The organism is Halopseudomonas pachastrellae, from assembly GCF_900114765.1.
In the GTDB taxonomy this organism is placed as follows: Bacteria; Pseudomonadota; Gammaproteobacteria; order Pseudomonadales; family Pseudomonadaceae; genus Halopseudomonas; species Halopseudomonas pachastrellae.
Map to the genome: position 1 here is coordinate 13452 of NZ_FOUD01000023.1, position 21473 is coordinate 34924.

Annotated in this window: 21 protein-coding genes, 1 tRNA gene and 1 pseudogene; 14 read left to right on the plus strand and 9 right to left on the minus strand. The window is 60.8% G+C overall.

Annotation, left to right across the window (positions count from 1 at the left end; genetic code table 11):
• Nucleotides 1-29 precede the first annotated feature (29 nt).
• Nucleotides 30-707: a DUF4197 domain-containing protein gene (locus BM116_RS16535; protein ID WP_083727831.1), complete on the plus strand. Its 678-nt coding sequence runs from the start codon at nt 30-32 to the stop codon at nt 705-707.
• 7 nt (nt 708-714) lie between these two features.
• Here BM116_RS16535 and BM116_RS19215 read toward each other — a convergent pair.
• Nucleotides 715-1182 (minus strand): annotated as a pseudogene (locus tag BM116_RS19215) (CheB methylesterase domain-containing protein); the annotation flags it as partial.
• Between the two features lie 278 nt (nt 1183-1460).
• Nucleotides 1461-2759 (minus strand): serine hydrolase domain-containing protein, encoded by a 1299-nt coding sequence (locus BM116_RS16550; protein ID WP_083727828.1) that lies wholly within the window; start codon nt 2757-2759, stop codon nt 1461-1463.
• A gap of 187 nt (nt 2760-2946) precedes the next feature.
• On the opposite strand from BM116_RS16550, the gene BM116_RS16555 reads away from it, so the two are divergent.
• The 6 genes from BM116_RS16555 to BM116_RS16575 all read left to right on the plus strand — a co-directional run bounded on the left by BM116_RS16555 (nt 2947) and on the right by BM116_RS16575 (nt 9758).
• Complete coding sequence (locus BM116_RS16555; RefSeq protein WP_083727827.1) at nt 2947-4590, plus strand: VRR-NUC domain-containing protein; 1644 nt, start codon at nt 2947-2949, stop codon at nt 4588-4590.
• A complete protein-coding gene (locus BM116_RS16560; RefSeq protein WP_083727826.1) occupies nt 4587-6881 on the plus strand; it encodes an ATP-dependent DNA helicase in 2295 nt (764 codons plus the stop codon). The genes BM116_RS16555 and BM116_RS16560 overlap by 4 nt, the downstream gene beginning before the upstream one ends.
• A gap of 123 nt (nt 6882-7004) precedes the next feature.
• Complete coding sequence (locus tag BM116_RS16565; RefSeq protein WP_083727824.1) at nt 7005-7190, plus strand: hypothetical protein; 186 nt, start codon at nt 7005-7007, stop codon at nt 7188-7190.
• 15 nt (nt 7191-7205) lie between these two features.
• Entirely contained in the window at nt 7206-8375 is a 1170-nt protein-coding gene (locus BM116_RS16570; RefSeq protein WP_083727822.1) for a methyl-accepting chemotaxis protein, read from the plus strand.
• A gap of 36 nt (nt 8376-8411) precedes the next feature.
• Nucleotides 8412-8537, plus strand: coding sequence for a hypothetical protein (locus tag BM116_RS19275; protein WP_268874577.1), 126 nt, complete (start codon nt 8412-8414; stop codon nt 8535-8537).
• A 135-nt stretch (nt 8538-8672) separates the two neighbouring features.
• Nucleotides 8673-9758 (plus strand): AI-2E family transporter, encoded by a 1086-nt coding sequence (locus tag BM116_RS16575; protein ID WP_083727820.1) that lies wholly within the window; start codon nt 8673-8675, stop codon nt 9756-9758.
• A gap of 21 nt (nt 9759-9779) precedes the next feature.
• Here the strand turns inward: BM116_RS16575 and BM116_RS16580 are convergent, their stop codons facing one another.
• From BM116_RS16580 to BM116_RS16600, 5 genes are all read right to left on the minus strand, one after another.
• Entirely contained in the window at nt 9780-10160 is a 381-nt protein-coding gene (locus BM116_RS16580; protein ID WP_169847281.1) for a GGDEF domain-containing protein, read from the minus strand.
• A gap of 51 nt (nt 10161-10211) precedes the next feature.
• Nucleotides 10212-11267, minus strand: coding sequence for an MBL fold metallo-hydrolase (locus tag BM116_RS16585; protein WP_083727816.1), 1056 nt, complete (start codon nt 11265-11267; stop codon nt 10212-10214).
• A 46-nt stretch (nt 11268-11313) separates the two neighbouring features.
• The gene (locus BM116_RS16590) at nt 11314-12174 is read right to left on the minus strand and encodes a phytanoyl-CoA dioxygenase family protein (RefSeq protein ID WP_083727814.1); all 861 of its coding nucleotides are present in this window, start codon (nt 12172-12174) and stop codon (nt 11314-11316) included.
• A 199-nt stretch (nt 12175-12373) separates the two neighbouring features.
• Nucleotides 12374-13018: a LysR substrate-binding domain-containing protein gene (locus BM116_RS16595; RefSeq protein WP_211276283.1), complete on the minus strand. Its 645-nt coding sequence runs from the start codon at nt 13016-13018 to the stop codon at nt 12374-12376.
• 464 nt (nt 13019-13482) lie between these two features.
• A tRNA-Ser gene (locus BM116_RS16600) sits at nt 13483-13572 on the minus strand.
• A gap of 199 nt (nt 13573-13771) precedes the next feature.
• On the opposite strand from BM116_RS16600, the gene BM116_RS16605 reads away from it, so the two are divergent.
• From BM116_RS16605 to BM116_RS16625, 5 genes are all read left to right on the plus strand, one after another.
• Nucleotides 13772-14437 (plus strand): Bax inhibitor-1/YccA family protein, encoded by a 666-nt coding sequence (locus BM116_RS16605; RefSeq protein ID WP_083727843.1) that lies wholly within the window; start codon nt 13772-13774, stop codon nt 14435-14437.
• Nucleotides 14438-14506: 69 nt separating this feature from the next.
• Complete coding sequence (tusD, locus tag BM116_RS16610; RefSeq protein ID WP_083727812.1) at nt 14507-14896, plus strand: sulfurtransferase complex subunit TusD; 390 nt, start codon at nt 14507-14509, stop codon at nt 14894-14896.
• A gap of 10 nt (nt 14897-14906) precedes the next feature.
• Nucleotides 14907-15251 carry a sulfurtransferase complex subunit TusC gene (tusC, locus tag BM116_RS16615; protein WP_235846784.1) on the plus strand — a complete coding sequence of 115 codons (345 nt, stop codon included), beginning with the start codon at nt 14907-14909 and terminating at the stop codon, nt 15249-15251.
• Nucleotides 15252-15259: 8 nt separating this feature from the next.
• Nucleotides 15260-15559, plus strand: a complete 300-nt coding sequence (gene tusB / locus BM116_RS16620; RefSeq protein ID WP_083727842.1) for a sulfurtransferase complex subunit TusB — start codon at nt 15260-15262, stop codon at nt 15557-15559.
• An 8-nt stretch (nt 15560-15567) separates the two neighbouring features.
• Nucleotides 15568-15894, plus strand: coding sequence for a TusE/DsrC/DsvC family sulfur relay protein (locus tag BM116_RS16625; RefSeq protein ID WP_083727808.1), 327 nt, complete (start codon nt 15568-15570; stop codon nt 15892-15894).
• Nucleotides 15895-15900: 6 nt separating this feature from the next.
• Here the strand turns inward: BM116_RS16625 and BM116_RS16630 are convergent, their stop codons facing one another.
• Nucleotides 15901-17850 carry a CASTOR/POLLUX-related putative ion channel gene (locus tag BM116_RS16630; RefSeq protein ID WP_083727806.1) on the minus strand — a complete coding sequence of 650 codons (1950 nt, stop codon included), beginning with the start codon at nt 17848-17850 and terminating at the stop codon, nt 15901-15903.
• Nucleotides 17851-17940: 90 nt separating this feature from the next.
• On the opposite strand from BM116_RS16630, the gene cls reads away from it, so the two are divergent.
• Together cls and BM116_RS16640 are read left to right on the plus strand one after the other, a co-directional pair.
• Nucleotides 17941-19383 carry a cardiolipin synthase gene (gene cls, locus BM116_RS16635; RefSeq protein ID WP_083727804.1) on the plus strand — a complete coding sequence of 481 codons (1443 nt, stop codon included), beginning with the start codon at nt 17941-17943 and terminating at the stop codon, nt 19381-19383.
• 115 nt (nt 19384-19498) lie between these two features.
• Entirely contained in the window at nt 19499-19870 is a 372-nt protein-coding gene (locus BM116_RS16640) for a DUF6746 family protein (RefSeq protein WP_083727802.1), read from the plus strand.
• Nucleotides 19871-19935: 65 nt separating this feature from the next.
• On the opposite strand, the gene BM116_RS16645 is transcribed toward BM116_RS16640, so the two are convergent.
• The gene (locus BM116_RS16645) at nt 19936-21462 is read right to left on the minus strand and encodes a phospholipase D family protein (RefSeq protein ID WP_083727800.1); all 1527 of its coding nucleotides are present in this window, start codon (nt 21460-21462) and stop codon (nt 19936-19938) included.
• Between the last annotated feature and the right edge of the window lie 11 nt (nt 21463-21473).

A 21473-nucleotide genomic window follows, 5' to 3' on the forward strand; every position in this document is an offset into this window, starting at 1 on the left:
CAGATATCTATCACTGGAGAGCCCTGACCATGAAGCGCCTGCTAACCTTTGGTTCTGCCCTACTTATGGCCGGCAATGCGCTGGCGCTGTCCTTGTCGGACCTCAGCCAGCAGGACACCGCCCAGGCGCTGAAGGAAGCCCTGACTCAAGGTGCCAGGGTGGCGGTAACCGAGCTGGGCCAGCCCGGCGGCTTCAGCGATAACCCGGATGTGCGCATCGAGTTGCCGGGCAAGCTGGGCAGTGCTGCACGCACCCTCAAGATGATGGGAATGGGTAGTCAGATTACGGCGCTTGAGAACAGCATGAATCAGGCAGCGGAAGCTGCTGCACCCCAGGCAGAGACCATTCTGGTCAATGCGATCAGCTCCATGAGCCTCACCGACGCCAAGGACATCCTCACCGGCGGCAACGATTCGGCAACCCGCTACCTTGAGCGCAGCAGCCGGGATCAGATTCGGGCGTTGTTCATGCCTGTCGTCAAGCAGGCTACCGATCAGGTCGGTGTTGCTCAGCAGTACAACGCCTTTGCCGGACAGGCGGCGAGCTTTGGTGTGGTCGAGCCCAACGCCACCAATGTTGAAACCTACGTAACCGAGCAGGCACTGGATGGGTTGTTCGAGATGATTGCGCAACAGGAGGCGACTATCCGCGATGATCCAGCCGCTGCAGCCAGCAGCCTGGTGCAAAAGGTATTTGGGGCGCTCTGAGCCGGACTTATACTCGGTTGCCGCGCCCCACCTGTTTCATGTGCGATACCAGCCGCGCGGCCACGCCATCCAGTGGCAGCACTTCGCTCACGCCGCACAGCCGGATTACTTGCTTGGGCATGCCAAAGACCACGCAGCTAGCCTCATCCTGGGCAATGGTCAGGGCGCCGTGCTGTTGCATGGTTAGCATGCCCTGCCCGCCATCCTTACCCATGTCGGTCAGCAACACGCCTGTAGCACTGGCGCCGCACGTGGGCGCCACCGAATCAAACATCACATCGACTGCCGGCTAATGCCGGTTAACTGGTTCTGCATCGGATAGCTTGTACACCAGGTCTGCGCCGTAGCACTCCACCAGCAGGTGTTTGTCGTCAGGGGCAAGATAGGCATGGCCAGGCAGTATCCGCTCGCCGCCCTTGACCTCCTGCACTCGCAAGCGAGACAGCCGGTCCAGCCTGGCTGCATAGGACGTGGTAAAGCCCGGCGGTGACGCCGGATGCCGTCACCATGGCGACCCAGTCAGGCCAGACCAGTAGCACAAGGCGGCCACTGACAAGACCGATGTGAGCAGCGACCAGCACAGGTATCCGGAATGCAGGATTGGTTCTTGTACTCATGCAGCGCTCCCTGTTCTGGCGGATACACCAGGACTGTTGCGCCTGCATGCATCAAATATAGATAGACCAAGGTCCAAGACGGGAAGCGAACGATCTGGTCGGATAGTGGGCAGCTCAGGGGCCGCCCGGACCGGGGTTAGCGCGGGAGGTGTCTGGCCAGCGCTTCGAGTGCTGCGCGGGTCATTTCGTAGGTGAATTCGTTGCTGGCGATCGGGTGTGAGGCGGTGCGCACGACGGTCAGCTCGGCCGCCGGGTTGATATGAATCAGCTGCCCGTGCACGCCCATGGCCTCATAGACGCCGTCAGGGTTGTGACTGACCCACCACTGGTTGTGATAGGAATACCCTTCCATACCGCGCCGGCCAAAGTCGGCAAAGGCGGCTTTGTCTGCACCGCCGCGAATGTCGTCGATAATCGCCTCGGGAATGATCTGCTCTCCGTTCCATCGCCCGCCGCTGCGCAGCATCTCGGCAAAGCGCGCCAGATCACGCAGGGTCGCGTTCAGACCGGCGCCAGCCCACTCGGTTCCTGTCGGGTCGAGCAGCATAAGTGCGTCCTCCTCGGCGCCGAGCTTGCTCCAGATGCGCTCGCCGATAAGAGTGGCGACATCCTGTCCGCTGGTGCGACGAATCAGCCAGCCCAATACCTCGGTATGTACGGTGCGATAGGCGAAGTAGCGCCCGTGTTCGCGTGCTGCGCCAATGCTGGGCAAGTAGTCGTACAGGCTGGTGGGCCCGGTCCACTCCGGCGATTGGGTAATGCCCGCAGACAGCCCGTAATGGATAACGTCGGAGGTGCCGTCGGCGTAGACCTCGGAGTAGTTGATATCCGCGGTCATATCCAGCACCTGCTGCACGCTCGCGCCGCGCCAGCCCGAATCTGCCAGCTCGGGAATAATATCGGTTACCTGGGCCTGGGCATCCAGCTTGCCTTCTGCCACCAGCAGCGCTGCAATCAGCCCAGTAAAAGATTTGCTGACCGACCACAGCATGTGCGGGCTTAGTGGGTCCGGCTGGTTGGGGTAGTGCTCGAAGATGATCTTGCCGCGGTGCAGGATGATGCAGGCGTCGGTGTAGCTACGCAGCAAAAACTCGGCAAAGTCGATAGTACTGCCATCACGCAGCTCAACTGGCAGTGCATTGATAGCTGCGCTCTGATCTTCGCCTCCCTCAAGCACGCTGAGCGCAGCCGCGCCGCGCCGCACTTGCCGCGAGGGAATCAGCTCGCGCATGTGCTGGAAGGCCCAGCGCAGTTTGGGGTACTGCACCAGGTAGTCGCTACGCGTTACCTGCTTCTCCGGCGCTGGCGGAAAGCCGCGCATGTAACCGAGCTGCTCGTAGCGTACGCTGTCGGGTGCTGGCAAATCGGGCGCGTTATCGGCCGCTGCTTGCAGGCGGCGACTGGCGCGTGGTTGAAAGCCGTGCATCAGAGTCATTGGGCTGTCCTGTTCTTGTTGTTGTGCAATCTCACACGGTAGGGGCTGGCGCCCCGGGCGGCAAGCATGCTGCGCTCAACACTATGTTCCGTCATTCAGCGCTTGGCTGCCGCTGGTCTGCGCGGCTTGAATTAACGGGTGCAGGTGCGCACAATGCTGGACATTCAACCAGTGCCTTTTGTTTCTGATGCCCGAACTGCTCGCCACCGACTTCTACTACCTGCGCAACTTTGAGTTCGTTATGGACTGGGTTGGTGCGCGCTACGCGGACCTGCTGAGTGCAGAGGAGCACGCCTTTGTGCGGGCATTCATGCAGCAGCCAGAATGCTCGCGCGCGCTGCTGGTACGCCTGATCATGCGCAAGGGTGACCATTTTCGCGCCAGCCGTTTGGCCTATGCGGAAATCGGTGACATCGAACAGGCGGCCCTGCCCCTGCTTGAGCAGGGCTGGCTGGTAACAGACCAGCCCATCGAGGTTGACGCCCTCGCCCGCCTGCTGCTTAAAAGTGAGCTGGCCAGCCTGGACTTGGGTATCAGCCAGGCTGGCAAACTCGGCAAGCAGGCGCTGCTGGAGCAGATTGCCGCGCAAGGGCTAAGTGCACGGCCGTGGAGCGCGTGGCCCGGCATTCCGCCAGACGACTTGTATAGCCTAACTATCAGCCCGCTGTGCGAGCGTCTGCGCCTGCTGTTTTTTGGCAACCTGTCGCAGGACTGGACCGAGTTTGTGTTGTCCGAACTGGGCCTACAGCAGTACGAACAGGTGCCCTTCTGCACCGAATCTCGCAGTTTTCACCGCGCCGCAGACGTTGACGATTACATTTATCTGGGGCGTTGCCGCGACCGGCTGGACGCCGGGGATGATGTGGCCGAGGTGCTGGCCGTGTTCGCTGATTTTGCCACCGAGAACCCCTGGATCGAGCGCCGCCACCAGCGCCTGCGATTTCAACTTGGGCAACAGCTTGAGCGCGAGCAGCGGCTGGAAGAAGCGCTGGCGCTGTATCTGCAGTGCCAGCACAGCGAGGCGCGTCAACGTGCTGTGCGGCTGCACGAGCGGCTTGGTCAACCCGAGCAGGCATACGCACTGGCCAGCAGTGCACTGGCAGCGCCGCACAGCGCTGCTGAACAACAGTTGCTTGAGCGCGCGCTGAAGCGTCTGGGGCGCAAGTTATCGCAACCGCAGCCAGCCACTCAGCCAGAGACGGATACGCCTACTCGGCTGCTGACACTTCCGGGCCCAGACCCTCTGGGTGTTGAGCACGCTGTTGCTGAACACCTTGCGCAACCTGAGGCGCCGGTGTTTTTTGTTGAGAACGGTCTGATCTGCAGCCTGTTTGGGCTGCTCTGCTGGGACGCCCTTTTCGCGCCCCTGCCCGGCGCCTTTTTTCACCCCTTTCAGAGCGGGCCGGCTGATCTGCACGACGCGGAGTTTGCCAGCCGCCGGGCGTCGCTTTTTGCCGACGCGCTGGCCGCCATTGATGACGGCAGCTACCCGGCCATTATCAAACATCGCTGGCAGAGCAAATACGGCCTGCAGTCGCCGTTTGTGTTTTGGGGTCTGCTGGATGAGCCGCTGCTCGACCTTGCGCTGCGCTGCATTCCTGCCCGCCACCTGCGGCTATGGTGCGAGCGCATACTCAAGGATATTCGTGCCAACCGCGCCGGCATGCCTGATCTGATCCAGTTCTGGCCGGGTGAGCAGCGCTATTGCATGGTTGAGGTCAAGGGCCCGGGTGACCGCCTGCAAGATAACCAGCGCCGCTGGCTGGCGTTTTGCGCGGAGCACGACATGCCCGTTGAAGTAGTGCACGTGCAGTGGGAGGCCACCGCGTGAACTATCAGGTGGCTGTGCGTGCGTTGTGTGAATTCACTGCCAAGCAAGGTGATCTGGACTTGCGCTTTACCCCGGCGCCCACAGCCCAGGAAGGTATCGCCGGGCACCAAACGGTGGTGTCACGCCGTGGCGCCGGTTATCTCAGCGAACTGACGCTGGCGGGCAGCTATCCCGGGCTCATGGTGATTGGCCGCGCCGACGGCTATGACCCGGAGCTAAACCTGCTCGAAGAGATCAAGACCCACCGCGGCGATATCAGTCGCATCCCCGACAATCACCGGGTGCTGCACTGGGCGCAGGCCAAGGTCTACGGCTGGCTGTTATGCGCCGAGCTGCAGCTGGAAGAAATCGACCTGGCTGTCGTCTATTTCAACGTGGTTACCCAGAAAGAAACCAGCTTTCGCGAGACCTTTGCCGCGGATGAGCTACGGCAGTTTTTTGCCCGTCAATGTGACCGCTTTATCGCCTGGGCGCGGCAGGAAACCCACCACCGCGGTGCGCGTGACCAGCAGCTGCAGGAGTTGACCTTTCCTTACCCGAGCTTTCGCAGCGGCCAGCGCCAATTGGCCAAGGCGGTGTACCGCGCCGCCCGCGACGGCAAGACCTTGATGACCCAGGCCACCACCGGCATCGGCAAAACACTCGGCACCCTCTTTCCGCAGCTCAAGGCCATGCCCGAGCAGCAGGTAGATCGGCTGTTCTTTCTCACCGCCAAGACGCCGGGGCGGCAATTGGCGCTGGATGCCCTGCAGAGTCTGCGCAAGCACAGCGAAACGCCGCTGTCATTGCGGGTGCTGGAGCACATCGCCCGCGACAAGGCCTGTGAGCACCCCGACAAGGCGTGTCATGGAGAGTCCTGCCCGCTGGCCCAAGGCTTCTATGACCGCCTGCCCGCGGCCCGTGCCGAGGCCGTAGCCGAGCAGTGGCTGGACCAGGCGGCGGTACGCCGCATTGCGCTAAAGCACAGCGTCTGCCCTTATTACCTCAGTCAGGAACTGTGCCGCTGGAGCGATCTGGTGGTGGGCGACTACAACTACTACTTCGACATGAGCGCCCTGCTCTACGGCCTGACTGTATTCAACGACTGGCGGGTAACCGTGCTGGTGGATGAGGCGCATAACCTGATTGATCGTGCGCGCGGCATGTACACCGCCGAGCTGGATCAAGGCATATTCAACACCCTGCGCAAGCAGGCACCGGCAACGCTGAAAGCGCCACTCGACCGGGTTGCCCGGCACTGGAACGCGCTGCACCGTGATCAGACCGAGGACTATCAGATCTACCCGGCGATAGCGGATCTGTTCATTCTCAGCCTGCAAAAGGCGGTCAGCGCCATCACCGAACACCTGACCGATCAACCGGACGGCAATGCCAGCGCGCTCATCCTGTTTTACTTTGATGCCATGCTGTTCTGCCGCCTGGCCGAGGCTTATGGCCCCCATTCGTTGTTCGACATCACACGTCATCCGGGGACTGGGCGCCGTACCTTGTCTACCCTGTGTCTGCGCAATATCGTGCCCGCCCCCTTCTTGCAGCAGCGTTTTACCACTGCACACAGCACCACGCTGTTCTCTGCCACGCTAAGCCCGGCCCACTACTACCGCGACCTGCTTGGGCTACCAGAAGACAGTCAGTGGCTGGAGGTGGAGTCGCCCTTCCATGCCGATCAGCTGGGCGTGTCGATTGTTCGCAACCTGTCAACGCGCTATCAGCACCGCAGCGCCAGCTTGCAGCCCATCAGCGAGCTGATGGCCGAACAGTTCGCCCGTGAACCCGGCAACTATCTGGCGTTTTTCAGCAGTTATGCCTATCTGGAGCAGGTGCTGGAGCGTTTTCAGCGCAGCTTCCCGGATATTCCGGTGTGGTCCCAGTCGCGCAGTATGAATGAGGGTGAGCGCTGCGCCTTTCTTGCCCGCTTCAGTGAGCACGGCCGCGGTGTCGGCTTTGCCGTACTGGGGGGCGCCTTTGGCGAAGGGATCGACATGCCGGGGCGCCGCCTGATCGGCGCTTTTATCGCCACACTGGGGTTGCCGCAGATCAACCCCGTGAACGAGGAAATGCGTGAACGGCTAGAGGTGATGTTCAGTGACAGCGCAGGCAGCGGCTATGAGTACGCCTACCTGTATCCGGGGCTGCAAAAGGTGGTGCAGGCCGCTGGGCGCGTGATACGCACAACAGACGATCAAGGCGTGGTTTACCTGCTGGATGACCGCTTTGGCCAGCGCACGGTGCGCGACCTGCTACCCCGCTGGTGGGAAATCAGCTCTTGCGTATATAGCCCCGCAAACTGAAACACCGGAGTCGTCGCCAACAGGCAAAGCCGCGCGGCAAACAGACTGACGTGGAGCTCAAACAAATAGCCTACCTGTCCGATACGCTGGTGTTGAACAAAACAACAACCCAGAGATTGGCCCATGACGCTGCAAAAGAAGCTTGTTGCCACCCTGGCGGCGCTGCTGCTCGGTTTTATCGTGATAGGTGTGGTGGTCAGCTCCCTTAACCAGAACCGGCTGAGTCATCAGCGCGCCGAGACCGAGTCTGGCTATTTGCGCAACGAGGTAACCCGATTGCTTAAGGTGACCGACGCGATCATGGGTTAGCGTGTCAAAAGCAGCATGGCGCTGCTGATGGAACCCGGCATGGCGCTTGGTGAGCCGAGGCTGGGCCCGACCGTTGCCGCCGGCAACGAGCGCGCACCGCAGCTATTGCTCGGTGAGACAGCGCAAGCCAACGACTTTGCCCTGGTAGATGGGCTGACCGAAGTCATGGGTGGTACGGCCACCCTGTTCTCCCGTCAGGGCGACGACTATGTGCGTATATCGACCAATGTGATGCGTGACGGGCAGCGCGCCATCGGCACCAAGCTGGACCCGGCGGGCAACGCGATCAAGGCAATACGGGCCGGACAGGCCTTCGATGGTCAGGTGGATATCCTCGGACAGCCTTATCTGACCGGTTACGAGCCCATCAAGGACCGCAGCGGACAAACCCGCGGCATCTGGTACGTGGGTTATTCGGCCAACCTTGAGGTGCTGGCTGAGGCCATTGCTGGCGCATGTATCCTGCAGTATGGCTTTGTCGCGCTGCGCGACCCGACCGGCAAGATTCCCATGCACTCTGCGCACGTGAGCGGCGATGAGGTAATGGCTGCGCTGAATGACAGCGGCGATTGGCATGTTGAAACCACCTCCTTTGCACCCTGGGGCTACGATATTTTGCTCGGCTACTCAAAGGCTGAGGTCAATGGACTGATTTTGAGCAACTCGCTGTCGGTTGCCGCTCTCATTACCTTGGCGGGCATTATCCTGGCCATTGCCATCAGCTTGCTGATGAAAGCCATTGTCGGCCGTCCGCTGCAGGCAACGCTGCGCGCGGTGGAAGATATCGCTGATGGTGAAGGTGATCTCACCGTACGCTTTAACGCTAGCGGCCGGGATGAGTTCGCGATTCTGGCCCGCGCCTTCGACCGCCTGCTTGAACGCATTCAGCACACTATCCGCGAAGCTGTCGACTCCTCCGGCAGGCTGCTTGGCCAGGCTGCGCAGCTGGCGCGTATTGCCGAGCAGTCGGCCAGCTCGGTCAGCGTGCAGAACCGGGAAACCGAAATGATGGTCACCGCCATGCACGAGATAAGCCTGACCGCCCAGAGCGTGGCGCAAAGCGCGGCCGCTGGCGAGTCCTCGGCAAGTCAGGGCAGCTGTGAGGCAGAGGATGGCCGGGGCACCATGAACCGGACTGTCAGCAGTATCCAGCAGCAGGCAGGCGAGATTGCCAGTGCCGCTTAGGAGCAGAGCCAGGTCTCAGAGGAGATCAACCGCAACGTGGTGCGCATCAGCGATGAGGCACGCAAGAACGGCGAGCAGGTCGAGCAGACCCGCATCGCCAGCCAGGACTTGACCCAGCTGGCTGAGGAGCTGCGTACCCTGCTCGCCTATTACAAGGTCTGATTTACCGCACGGCGCCTGTTCACCTCATTACAGGCGTCAGGCCTCCGGTTGGCTGGCGGCGGTCGCAATCAATGCTTCCAAAGCGGCGGGCTTTTCTGCTCCAATCAGGCTTTTCCATGGCAGGAGCCCGAGCCCATGCAGGCCAAACTCGAACAACGTTCTTTTCTGTTGTTGCTGATTGTCGTCACCTTGCTGTTTCTCTATTTGCTCAAACCTTTCTTTGGCGCGGTGTTCTGGGCCTGCGTAATCGGCCTGTTGTTCCACCCTCTGCATCAGCGCCTGGTCAAACGCTGGAACGGCCATGAGAACATCGCGGCGCTGGCCACCCTGACGGTCTGCATGGCGCTGTGTATCCTGCCGGCGGTATTCGTCATCACCTCCTTCGTTCAGGAAGGCCATGCGCTCTACGAGCGGGTGCAAAGCGGCCAGCTTGACCCTGCCGCAATCATGGACAAGCTGCGGCATAGCTTTCCGATCGTCGAGAACGTCTTAAGTCGCCTGAACATCGACCTCGAAAGCATCAAGAGCATGGCAACCGATGCTGCCGTCACCTCCAGCCGATTCCTTGCGCAGAACGCGGTGGAGCTTGGCCAGGGCACATTGAGTTTCTTCGCCAGCCTGGCGCTGATGGTCTATCTGGCCTTCTTTCTGCTGCGTGACGGCCCCCAGCTGGTAGAGCTGCTGGTGCGCGCCCTGCCGCTGGGGGACGAGCGCGAGTACCAGCTGTTTGGCAAGTTTGCTGAAGTTACCCGCGCGACGGTGAAGGGCAACCTGGTTGTGGCTGCGGTACAGGGTGGTCTGGGCGGCCTCATTTTCTGGGCTCTGGGCATTCCCGGCGCTTTGCTGTGGGGTGTGGTGATGATGCTGTTGTCGCTGATTCCGGTGGTCGGCGCCAGCCTGATCTGGGGACCGGTCGCGATCTACCTGCTGGCTATTGGGCACTGGACCCAGGGCATCATCCTGATTGCCTTTGGCGCCCTAGTTATCGGGCTGGTAGACAATATCCTGCGCCCGTTGCTGGTTGGCCGCGACACCAAACTGCCGGATTATCTGGTGCTGCTCTCGACACTCGGCGGTTTTGCTTTGTTTGGCATCAACGGCTTTGTCATCGGACCGCTGATTGCGGCGCTGTTTATCGCCTTCTGGCAGATCTTTGCCGACGAGTTCAACCCCACCCACCAGCCGGTGGACTCTCAGAGCCCGGTGGAGCAAGGCGACTAATCTGCTGCGCTCTCAGGTTCGTCATCGGGCGACCGGATCAGGCACCCACTTGATTATCCGGTTTCGCCCTTGGGCCTTGGCTTGGTACAGCGCGTGGTCGGCCAGGTTGAACCAGTGGTCGACGTCGTGCAATCCATCAAACAAGTCGCAGTAGCCGATACTGACGGTGATGCTCAGCTCCGTTCCGTCCTTCAGGGTAATACGGGTGTTTTCCAGGGCTTTGCGAAAACGCTCAAGCACCTCAAACGCGTTGGTTTCATTGGTCTGGGCTAGCAGCCCGGCAAACTCCTCGCCGCCGACCCTTGCGTGTACATCTGAACTGCGAACCGCGTCGCTCAGTACCGCGCCGGCCTGCACCAATGCCTGGTCAGCTCTCAGGTGGCCCAGCCTGTCGTTACACAAGAGGTTATCTGGCGCGCTGGCCGGCACTATCCTGGCGGCGATATGCCGCAGCTAGACGCGTGCGTAATCTCGGGTGCGAGCACGATACCACTCGACCCCGTCGGCATCGCGCTCCATCTCTACCCTGCCCTCGGCTATCAAGCAGTTAAGATTGGCACGACTCTCGCCTGTGGCCAGCGACAGTACGATGCCGTCGCCCATGCCGATTGGTCGGCCGAACAGGCACTCGAAGACATCGACGCTGCGATGAGACTCGTGCAATTGATCTTGCAGCTTGCCGAGCAATCGCTGTTGTGTGTCGACCAGATCATTGATGCGCGCATGCAAGCCCACGAAGCACTCGTTATGCGACGGTAACACCAGCACGCTATCGCTGACCTTGTCACGGATGCGCAGCATTGAGGTCATCCACTCGCCCAACGGGTTGCCCTCCGGGTCGCGCGCCAGCACGGATACGTTGGATGAAATCAGCGGCAGCACCTGATCGCCAGAGATAAACAACCCCAGCTCCGCACAGTACAGACAAGCGTGCTCGGAGGTGTGGCCCTGGCCGACAATGACCTCCCAGTGATGCTCACCGATGGCGATGACATCGGCGTCGCTGATGCGCCGGAAGCTGTCGGGCAGCGGATGCACCAGGCTGGTTATGCCGCCGTAATTGTTGCGGAAATGCTCCAGCGCAGAGTCGTTCCACCCTGCCCGGCGATAGAACTCCAGCTCCGAGGCGGGCGCTTCCCTGCCCTGCAGACGCGAGGCGTTACAGGCGTGGTACTCAGTGTCGGGCATCCACAGCTCACAGCCAAAACGCTCTGTCAGCCAACCGGCCAGCCCGGCGTGATCAGCATGACGATGGGTACAAATCACGCGTGTAATGGGCAGTCCGCCAAGCATGCTGTCAAACAGGTGCTCCCACGTCGCCATAGCCTCTTTGGTCCAGACGCCTGTATCGACGACCGTCCAGCCGTCGCGATCACGTATAGCCCACAGGTTTACGTGATCCAGGCGAAACGGGAGCGGCATGCGAATCCACAGTACGCCGGGCTGAATCTCCAGCGCAGTTCCCAGCGCGGGTGTCGTCAGGGGGTAAATCAAGCCTTCAGTTGCCATAATGTGAGTACTTATTTAAATAGATTTTATAACTGGCTGATAAAGTTCATGTTTTATCGAGAAGACGCCGCGGGTGCATGCCGTTGACCATGCCCATGAAGGGTGGATGGATCGAGTAACCGAGCATGCGTTGAATGTGTGCGCTGCACTCCCGGGCGCGCTCCAGCGATACTGATAGGCTGAAGTTTTCCTGCTGCCGTGCCCAGGGTTCACAGTATTGAGCCGTTACCGCAAGGCGCGGAGCCGCGCTTTGATTCGCGCCGCCGCCGTGCCACAAGGTACCTAGGAACAGTACCATCGACCCCTTCGGCATGATCACCGGAATGGATTTGGCGCACTCATCTGGCGTCGGGGCATGTCCGTCCCAGGTGTGGCTACCAGGAATGACCACAGTGGCGCCGTTGTCGGCAGTGAAGTCATCCATGGCGATAATGGTGGCAGCGCCGTAATGCGGACGTGGACGCGGCACCGGGTAGAAGGCGTCGTCGTGATGCAGCGGCTGCGAGCGCTCGCCCGGCAAGATATTGATGACCTGCAGCTGCGACAGCAGGTAATTGGGGGCGAGTACGCGGTCCAGCAATCCAAGCACCAGCGGATGTTCGACTAGCGGGTTACACGCCAGGGTTTTGGAGATGACAGCATAGAGGCGCTGGGTCAGCGTCCCTTCAAAGCCGTTACGCCCGCAGTGTTCGGGCAGCAGCGCGCGTAACTCGGCGCTGATACGGTCGATCTGCTCCGGCGGCACGATTTGCTCAAGAATAACGTAGCCGTCGCGCAGTAAGGCGCTGTGCAGGTGCTCTAATTCGGCTGCGTCGACCGCATCCTGACTGCCTGCCGTTGAGGGAAACGTTTTGGCGTAGCCGCTCTTAAGATACTCGCTATTACCTGTCAGAACCCGCTGATTCATGCTCGCCCTCTCTTGTCATTGTGGGCCGAGCTGACGGGCGATAGAGCGCAGCAGCTCGGCGGACGTGAACGATGCAGTGGCCGCATGCAGTATCCTGCGTGCGGCTGAGTCCCATTGTAGAGCGCCTCTGGAGCCTGAAAACCAGCAGAGCACAGGCGATCCTGCCAAATACTGGACTCACCCGCGCACTTTTTGCGGCCTATTCAGCCAACAAATGATCAATCAGCGCCTGGGCAAACGGAGACAGCGGCGTCTTGCGGCGGGTGCAGATCTTGAGGTCACGCTGGGCCCAGCTGTCCTCCACTTCAATGATCGACAGTGGCTGACGCCTGGACAGTTTCACCGCCTCACGTGGTACCAGGCCAATCCCCACAGCAGCCGCGACCATGCGGCAGACCGCTTCAAAGCTATTCACCTGTACGCGCACATTGAGGTGCGTGCCCAGGCTGGAGGCGGTGTTCATCGTAAAGGTGTGGATGGCAGAGCCTGCGTGCAGCATGACAAACGGCTCGCTGATCACCTGCGCGAAAGAAAGCGAGTGCTGCTGTGCCAGCGGGTGAGCCGGCGCCGTAATCAGCACCAGGCGGTCTGCGCGGTATGGCAGCAGGTCGACCTCCTGATAGTCGTCATAACCCGCGACGATACCAATCTCCGCATCCCCACGGGCCACGCCCGCCAGAATGTCCGAGCTGGTGTGCTCCTCCAGGTTGACGCTCACCTGCGGATGGCGAGCGAGAAACGCTGCCAGATCGTTCGGCAGGTAACTGTGAATCGCGTGGGTATTGGCCCAAAGTCGCACATGCCCTTGCACGCCCTCGGCAAAGGGGGCGAGGTCCGAGTGCATCTGCTCCAAGCGGGCAAATACTTGCCGGGCATGACGCAGGAATATCTCGCCGGCACGGGGCAGCTCTACCCCGCGGGCGCGGCGGTGCAGTAGCGTGGTGCCTAGAGATCGACGGCCAGCAGTACAAGATTGAAGCTGTACTGCCGCAGAACATACCCGCGCTGATGACCATGATGGTCTCGCGCCCGGCTTAACCCGCAGCCCGTGCGGCCCTTCGGGGAGAGACGGGACGGGGATTAGTCGTGAGTGCCCCGTTCCAGCAAAACCGCGACAGCTTGCAGGCAGCCCTCCAGCCGGCACTTTGCTGGAGCCTTGGCAAGCAACCTGGCCCGCGTTTGGGCACCTAAAGCCCGCCTGGAGTGATTCAGCACGGGGTTTTTCTTTTCTCGTGGGGGAACGATTGGGGGGACTACAACCGCCAAAAACAACAAAGCCCCGTATAACGGGGCTTTGAGGTCGAATAGTGGCGGAGGGACAGGGATTCGAACCCTGGGAAGGCTTTCACCTTCGCCGGTTTTCAAGACCGGTGCATTCAACCGCTCTGCCATCCCTCCACGGGCGGCAATAGTACCGGAAATCCCTGTTGAGTCAATGGGGTACGCTGGCTAGTTGTTATTGAAGCGGAAAGTTGGGCTGCTGCACACGAATGGAAATACTTAGTGCGGCCTGGGCGCTTGATTCGGCAGCATCAACCCGTATTATCAAGCAGTATCTGAAGGATCCCGATTTTTAATACAGGAGCGGTGCATGAACATGCAGGAACACAACACTACCCTTCAACACGCCGGCGTAAGCGAGGCGGAAGTCAGCAAGCTGTTCCGCAACACCTACTCGCTGCTGGCTCTGACTCTGGCATTCAGCGCTATCGTGGCCTTTGTGTCCATGAGCCTGAACCTGCCCTACCCCGGCATCATCATTACCCTGGTTGGCTTCTACGGCCTGCTGTTTCTGACCACCAAACTGCGTAATTCCGGTTGGGGCCTGGTCAGCACTTTCGCTTTCACCGGCTTTTTGGGTTACAGCCTTGGCCCGATCCTCAACGCCTACCTGTCGCTGCCTAACGGCGGTCAGCTGGTCGCCATGGCGCTGGGCATGACGGCGCTGGTGTTCTTTGGCCTGTCGGCGTATGCCATTCTGAGCCGCAAGGACTTCAGCTTCCTGTCCGGCTTTATCATGGCAGGCTGTATCGTACTGATGTGCGCTGTTGTAGCGAGCTTCTTCATTCAGATGAGCGGCCTGCAACTGGCTATCTCCGCGGGCTTTGTACTGTTCTCCTCTGCGGTGATCCTGTACCAGACCAGCGCCATCATCCACGGTGGTGAAGACAACTACATCATGGCGACCATTACCCTGTTCGTCTCCATCTACAACCTGTTCCTCAGCCTGCTGCAACTGCTGGGTATCTTCAGCGACGACTGATCGAAAGCGCTGCGTTATACTCAATGGCCCACCTTTTGGTGGGCCATTTTCGTTTGTGAGTTCGACACCATGAAGTTTGCCATTGCCCTGCTGGCCGGTCCGCAGGATCCGGCGGCGCGTAGTGCCCTCAAATTCGCCGAGGCCGTGCTGGCTGGTGGACACCAGATCAGCCGCCTTTTCTTTTACCGTGATGCCGTGCACCTGGCCTCCACGCTGGGTGTGCAGCCGCAGGATGAGTGCGATTTGGCCCAGCGCTGGCGGGCCTTTATCGAAAATAACCAACTCGACGCCGTGGTCTGCATTGCCGCAGCGCTGCGCCGTGGCGTGCTGAATGAGGCCGAGGCGGATCGCTGGGAACGCCCTGTCGCCAATACCGGCGAGCCCTGGGCGTTGTCGGGGCTGGGACAATGGGTCGATGCGTTGCAAACCGCAGACCGGGCGGTGACCTTTGGCACCTGAGCTAAGAAGTTTGCTGGTTATCAGTCGCCAGCCTCCCACTGCACTGGCCGCGCGTGAAGCGCTGGACCTGGCGCTGGCGGCTGCCGCCTTCGGCGTACCGGTGAGCATGCTGTTCATGGATGCCGGCGTGCTGCAGCTGCTGCCGGGTCAGGAATCGGCGCTGATTGAGCAGAAGCCGCTGGCAGCGAATCTGCAAGCCTTGCCCATGTTCGGCGTTGAAGATGTCTACGTTTGCCACCACTCGCTGGCAGAACGCGGCTTGCAGCCCGGCCGCTTTCTGCTGACAGCCAAGGCGGTGGACAGTGCCGAGATTGCCAGCCTGCTGGAGCATCATGATCAGGTGGTGACCCTATGAGCTCAACCATGTTGCATATCCTGCGGCACGCGCCGCAGGACGACACCCACTTTGCCAGCAGCCTGCGCGTGATGGGGCCGCATCAGGGGCTGCTGCTGATTGAGGATGCCGTGTACGCCCTGCTGCCGCGCACCAGCTCGGCCAACGCAATGCAGCTGCTGCCGGGCAGTGTCGGCCTCTATGCGCTGGAGAGCGACGTGCAGGCGCGCGGGTTGCCGATTGATGACCTGCCGCGCCGGGTAATGCTGATCGACTATCCGCAGATGGTGGAGTTGTGCATCAGCCACGACAAGGTACTCAGCTGGTGAGCCAGTCAATGCAGGTAGACGGACGCGAAATCGCGCTGGATAAGGAAGGTTTTTTGCAGTCGCTGGACGACTGGTCCGAGGCGGTTGCAGCAGAGCTGGCCCTGCGCGAGGGTATCGAGCTGACACCGCAGCACATGGAGGTTATTCATCTGCTGCGCAGCTTCTATCAGACCTATCAGCTTTCCCCCGCCATGCGTCCGCTGGTCAAGTATGTTGGCCAGCATTTGGGCAAGGACAAGGGCTCCAGCATGTATCTGCTGGGCCTGTTTCCGGGCAGCCCGGCCAAACTGGGCAGCAAGCTGGCGGGCTTGCCCAAGCCCGACAACTGCCTGTAAGACAATTCAGTCGCTTTGCAGCGTTGCCAGCACCACCAGTTGATCTCCCTCGCCCAGGCGCATGGGCTTGTCCCGGGCCGGGTTTAGTTGCAGGCGACGCCCTTCTGCATCGGCCTTGGCGCGGTAGATGCCCAGCGCTGTGTCGCCCTGCAAGGCGACCACCGCTTCCAGATCCGCGAAGGTCGTGACGCTTTGCATCGGATAGTCCTGCATATCCCGGAATACCAGCTCGGGCCCGCCGGTTGTCAGCAGGTGCTCAAACATCAACCCCAGTTCTCTGCGTTGGGCTATCTGCGCCATCAAGTGGCTGAGAATGGTTGGGCCTACGATGGTCTCGCCACGTTTGCGCACCACCAGCGCCTCGTTGGCCGGATCGCTCAGCTCCAGCAGCAGTTGCGGCCGCTGGGTACGCTCACGCAGCAGTTCGTCCACGATCAGATAACCAACCATGGCTCGGGCGTCTGCCTCTTCTCCGGATTCCAGGCGGTCCGAGGAGATCAGCAGGATGGAGTCAAAGCGCTGCTCTATCAGCCCACGCAGGGCCCCTTCCACCATGTAGTCAGCCTGGCTGTGGTGGCACTCAACGCGCGCGGTATCCGGGCTGTAGGCTTGAATTGCGGCAATACGCTCGGCCGGGTCCAGCACCGACACCATGTGGACATCAAAGCGGAAGTCACTGTAACCGGCCAGCTCATGGATCAGGGCCGGCACGCGGCGGCTCCAGCCCAGGATCAGCAGGCGTCGCAAGCCGCCTGCCTGGCGCTGTGGGCTGACCGGCGGGCGCTGCAGTGGGCGCAAAGGCGTACTCGATTCAGCCACAGGTTCGGCATGAGCGTAATCCCTTGCCAGCATAACCACCTTGTCGCCGGCCCGGATGACCTCCGCGCTGGGGGCGTTCAGCCAGGTTTGCCAACTGCCGCCGTCAGGGCGCATGAGACCGCAGACGATGGCTTCCGGCGCACGGCTGCCGATATCGGCCAGGGTCATGCCCACGCAGTTGTCGGTAGAGCGAATGTAGAACTCGTTGCCGTCGTACACGGTCAGCACCTCACCGAACAGCTCGGGCAGACCGGGGTGGATGATCGATTGGGCAAATAGCCGGCTAACCAGCGCGTCGCTCGCCAGCACTTCCAGTGGGCCGGAATAGGCGCGCTGCATGACGGTAAGCTTGCGCCGATCATCCACCTCCGCAACCACATAGGGCGGTGTGATACCCCGCTGCTGAGCCTGGGCCTGCAGAGTCAGCAACGCCTTGATGGTTTCCACGTCGCTGCTGAGCAGCCCGCCGGCCGTCTGCATGCGCCCTGGAATGAGCACCACCGCAGCCTGCAGACAAGCTGCCCGGTCCAGATCCTCCGGTTGCAACGCAGTGCCCGAGCGCAGAATGATGTTGCCCATGTTGCGGCGAATTAGCGGGATGGCGCGCAGTTCATGCACGTGTTCGGCAGTAACCTCCTCGGCGAGGATGACCAGTCGCAAGCGCTTGGTCAGGCGCGCCTTGAGCAGGCGCTGGATGCCGCCGTTCACGTCGAGGATTTCCTGCACCAGCGGAATGGTACGGTTGGTCCAGCCCAGAATGACAATGTGATCGGTTACGGTGACCGGGGTCAGGCCCTGCTCCAGCTTGACCATCATGGCGATCAACCAGCGCGTCATGATCGCGACCAGCGCGCCGAGAAACACCACATAGCCGCTTAGAGTCAGGACGGTGGATACGATACGCCGCCAGGTGCCTTCATCATCGCCGAGGTAGCCCGGGTCGGTCAGGCGCAGAAACGCCCACCAGACCGAGTCGGCGAGATCGCCCTCACCACTGCTGGGGTACACCAGCCAGCCGCCGACCAGCGAGATCAGGGCGATAAAAGCCGCAACCACCAGCAGCTGATAATGCGCGCCCTTAATGAACTGACGCTCGACCACATACCGCAGGCGGTCAACAAAGGAGAATGGCAACATGAGGGCTAGGTCTCGCTGGCAATTTCTTAACGGTGGGTTTTCCTGCTAGATTGCGTCTTCGACCCAGCCAGCGCCTATCTGTTCACTGTCATGGACTATATCGAACACATTCTGGGCATCGCCCTGATCGTACTTTACTGGCTTTTTACTGCCGTGGTTACCTTGCGCGTGCTCGGTAAACGTACGCCGGTCAGCGTCACGCTGTCGTGGCTGCTGGTTATCTATATTCTGCCGGTTGTTGGCGCCGCCTTGTATCTGATGCTGGGTGAACTCAATCTCGGCCGTCAGCGAGCGCGTCGCGCGGAGGAGATGGTTGAGCCTTTCCTGAGCAGCATCGCTGAGGACTTTCAGGGCCCAAGGGGTTCGCTGCCCGGTGGCTCGCTGGTGCAGGGCATTCACCAGATGCTGCAGCAGCGTCTGGGGCTTGGGGCACTGGGTTACGAGCAGATGAGCTTGCTGGACAATCCAGACGCTATTTTCAGCCGCCTGTGTGACGATGTTGCCAGTGCCCAGAGTAGTGTTCACCTGGAAACTTACATCTGGTTTCCAGGCGGCCGTGTCGACACCCTGTCCGAGGCGCTGATTGCCGCCGCAGCGCGTGGCGTCAAGGTATCACTCTTGATTGATCATGCCGGTAGTCGCGCGTTTTTCCGCTCGCCTTGGCGAAAACGGCTGATTGATGCCGGTATCGAAGTCGTGCCCGCCCTGCCCGTTCGACTCTGGCGTGCACTGGCGCAGCGTATCGACCTGCGTCTGCATCGCAAGCTGGTGGTGATTGACGGGCGCATTGCCTACAGCGGCTCGATGAATATCGCCGACCCGCGCTTCTTCAAGAAAGAAGCCAAGGTTGGCGAATGGGTGGATATCATGCTGCGCCTTGAAGGGCCTGCTGCGCACGGCCTGGATAAGGTCTTCGCGTGGGACTGGGAGGTCGAAACCGGCCTGCGCCGCCTGGCGCCTGCTCCCGTCAGTCCGCCCGCTTGCTACAAGTGGCTGTCGGTATTGCCCTCTGGCCCCGGTACCGGTGGAGACCTGATCGGGCAGGCGGTGCTATCCAGCATCTACCGCGCCAACGACAGCATTACCATCAGCACGCCCTACTTTGTACCCTCGGAAGCCATCTTCGACGCGCTCTGCCAGGCCGCGCGCCGCGGCGTGCGCGTCAAGGTGCTGATACCGCAGCGTAACGACTCGCGCATGGTCAGCTGGGCCAGTCGCGCCTACTTCGAGCGGCTTTTGCAGTCAGGCGGTGAGATCTACCTCTTTGCGGGCGGCTTGCTGCACACCAAGGCGATGCTGATGGATGATCAGTTGGCGCTGGTGGGTAGCGTGAACCTGGACATTCGCAGCCTGCAGCTCAATTTTGAGCTGACTCTGACCCTGTTCTCACCCGAGGCCTGCGCCAGTATCCGCCGTCTGCTTGACGGCTACCTGCAAGACAGTACGCCGCTGGAGCTGGAACGCTGGAAGCAGCGCTCTCGGGCGGCTCGCGTGCTGGAGCGGGGCATGTTTTTCCTGAGTCCGTTGCTCTGAGCTGATTGGTTGCTGGCGTGGGTAGCGCCATTTGTCATTACAAAAAGAAAGGACTTGCAATCGGTGCTGCGATAGCTAAACTCAAATGAGTTTGATTATCACTTGCGAGATTGCAATGAAAGTCTACCTGGTCCCCGTCAGTCTCACTGTCAGCATGATGAGCCCCGCTGTGCTGGCAACCCAACACCCCGCTCCACAGCACACCCATGCGCGACAAAGCGCCGTGGTGCAACTGCAGGAACACAGTCGCTCACTTGCCGAGTTGCTGCAGCAGCCGGTAGACAGTCAGGCGTTGCATCAGCTTGAGGAGCTGAGTTACCAGCTCGAGGGCGACCTCCTGGCCCTGGGCAGCGCCTGGGCAAGAGTTGCTGAGCCGCTGGAGTCGCTGCATCAGGCGGTAGAACTGGGTGACCCGGACGCCGCCCAGCGCCATGCCCGGGGCTATCTTGAAGCGATGAACAACTGGCAGAGCGGTAGTCTGAGTTAATCAGTGCGCCCTGAAGCCCAGCCCGCCGGCAGCTGCAGGCGGGTGAGCGAAAGCGCCGCAGAACGCTAGAGCTGGCTGGCAATGGGCAGCCAGCCCAATGTCCAGCTCATGAACCGGCGGAACCGGCTGGCATCAGGTTCGGTGTCCCAGGTTTCACCCTCAGCCTGCCAGCGCATATCCCCCTGCTCGTCCAGGCTGAGCTCAAAGGCGTAGTCTTCGGACGTCCAGCGCTGGAACAGCTCAACCATTTCCTGGGCCAACTCTTCGTTTTCGATCAGAACGCCAACCTCGGTGTTGAGCTTGATCGAGCGTGGGTCCAGGTTGACCGAGCCAACAAAGGCCGATTTGCGATCAAAGACAAAGGTCTTGGCGTGCAAACTGGCCAAGGACTCGCCGAGGAACGGGCTGGCCCTTTCTTGCTGGCCGGCAATGGGCCGCAGCTCCCACATCTTCACTCCGCCTTCGAGCAGCGGCACCCGTGAGCGCGCGTAGCCGCTATGCACGGCGAGCACGTCGGTGGTGGCCAGCGAGTTGGTCAGCACAGAGATGTCCACTCCACGCTCGTGCAGCTTGAGCAGCAAGCGCTCGCCCGGCTCACGCGGCACGAAATAGGCTGAGGTCAGCAGCAGCTCTTCTTCGGTTTGCAGGATGGGTTCGGCCAATGCGCGGCCCAGAAACGCAACCTCATTGCCGTCGCCGTGCGGATCCGACTTGGACGGATCATCGTAGAACCAGGTCGCCTTGCCCCAGTGCCAATTCAAGCTGGAGCCATCCATTTTGGTGAGAAAGCGCGAGCGCTCGACGGCGCGCACGTAGGGGTTGCTTGCTGCAGCACGCATGCTTGAGCCCAGGCGTGCGCGTAGCGCCGCCAGATCATCGGCATGTGATGCGTCGGCCATAACGTTGATCGGAATCGCTATACCGCTGTTCCAGAAGTTATCAAAACTGTCCGAGGCATCGTTGCTGATCGGGCCTATGCCGATAACATCAACGTCCTGAAAGTCGACGTCGGTCAGTGCGAAGTATTCGTCACCGATGTTGCGCCCGCCGGTAATCAGCGCCTGGTTGTCGGCCACAATCAACTTGTTGTGCATACGATAGTTGATGCGCCCGAACTCGCCGAGCTTGCTGAACACTTTCAGCCACTCGCTGCGCAGGCTCAGCGGGTTGTAAAGGCGCACCTCGATATTGGGGTGAATATCCACCGTGGAAACCCTGCTATCTTCCAGCTCGGCGCCGACATCATCAATCAGCAAACGCACTCGCACGCCGCGATCGGCAGCCTTGAGCAGGTGCTCGGTAATCAGTCCACCCGTTACATCGGTGTTGTAGATATAGTACTGGATATCCAGGCTTTGCTCGGCCATGTCGATCAGCCGAATACGCGCGGCCAGCGCATCGGCGCCGTTGTGCAAAAGTATAAAGCCCGACTCCCCACCGCTGTCTGCCTGCCTGGCGCTGACATAACGACTCAGCGTCGTGTTGTCATCGCTTGGCAGGTGATAGCTCGGCAGTTCCTTGTGACTATGGCCTGCGGTGGCGCAGCCAACGATCAGTGTGGTCAAGCCGATCAGAAGTAGCGGTCGCAACATGCGTATGTCCT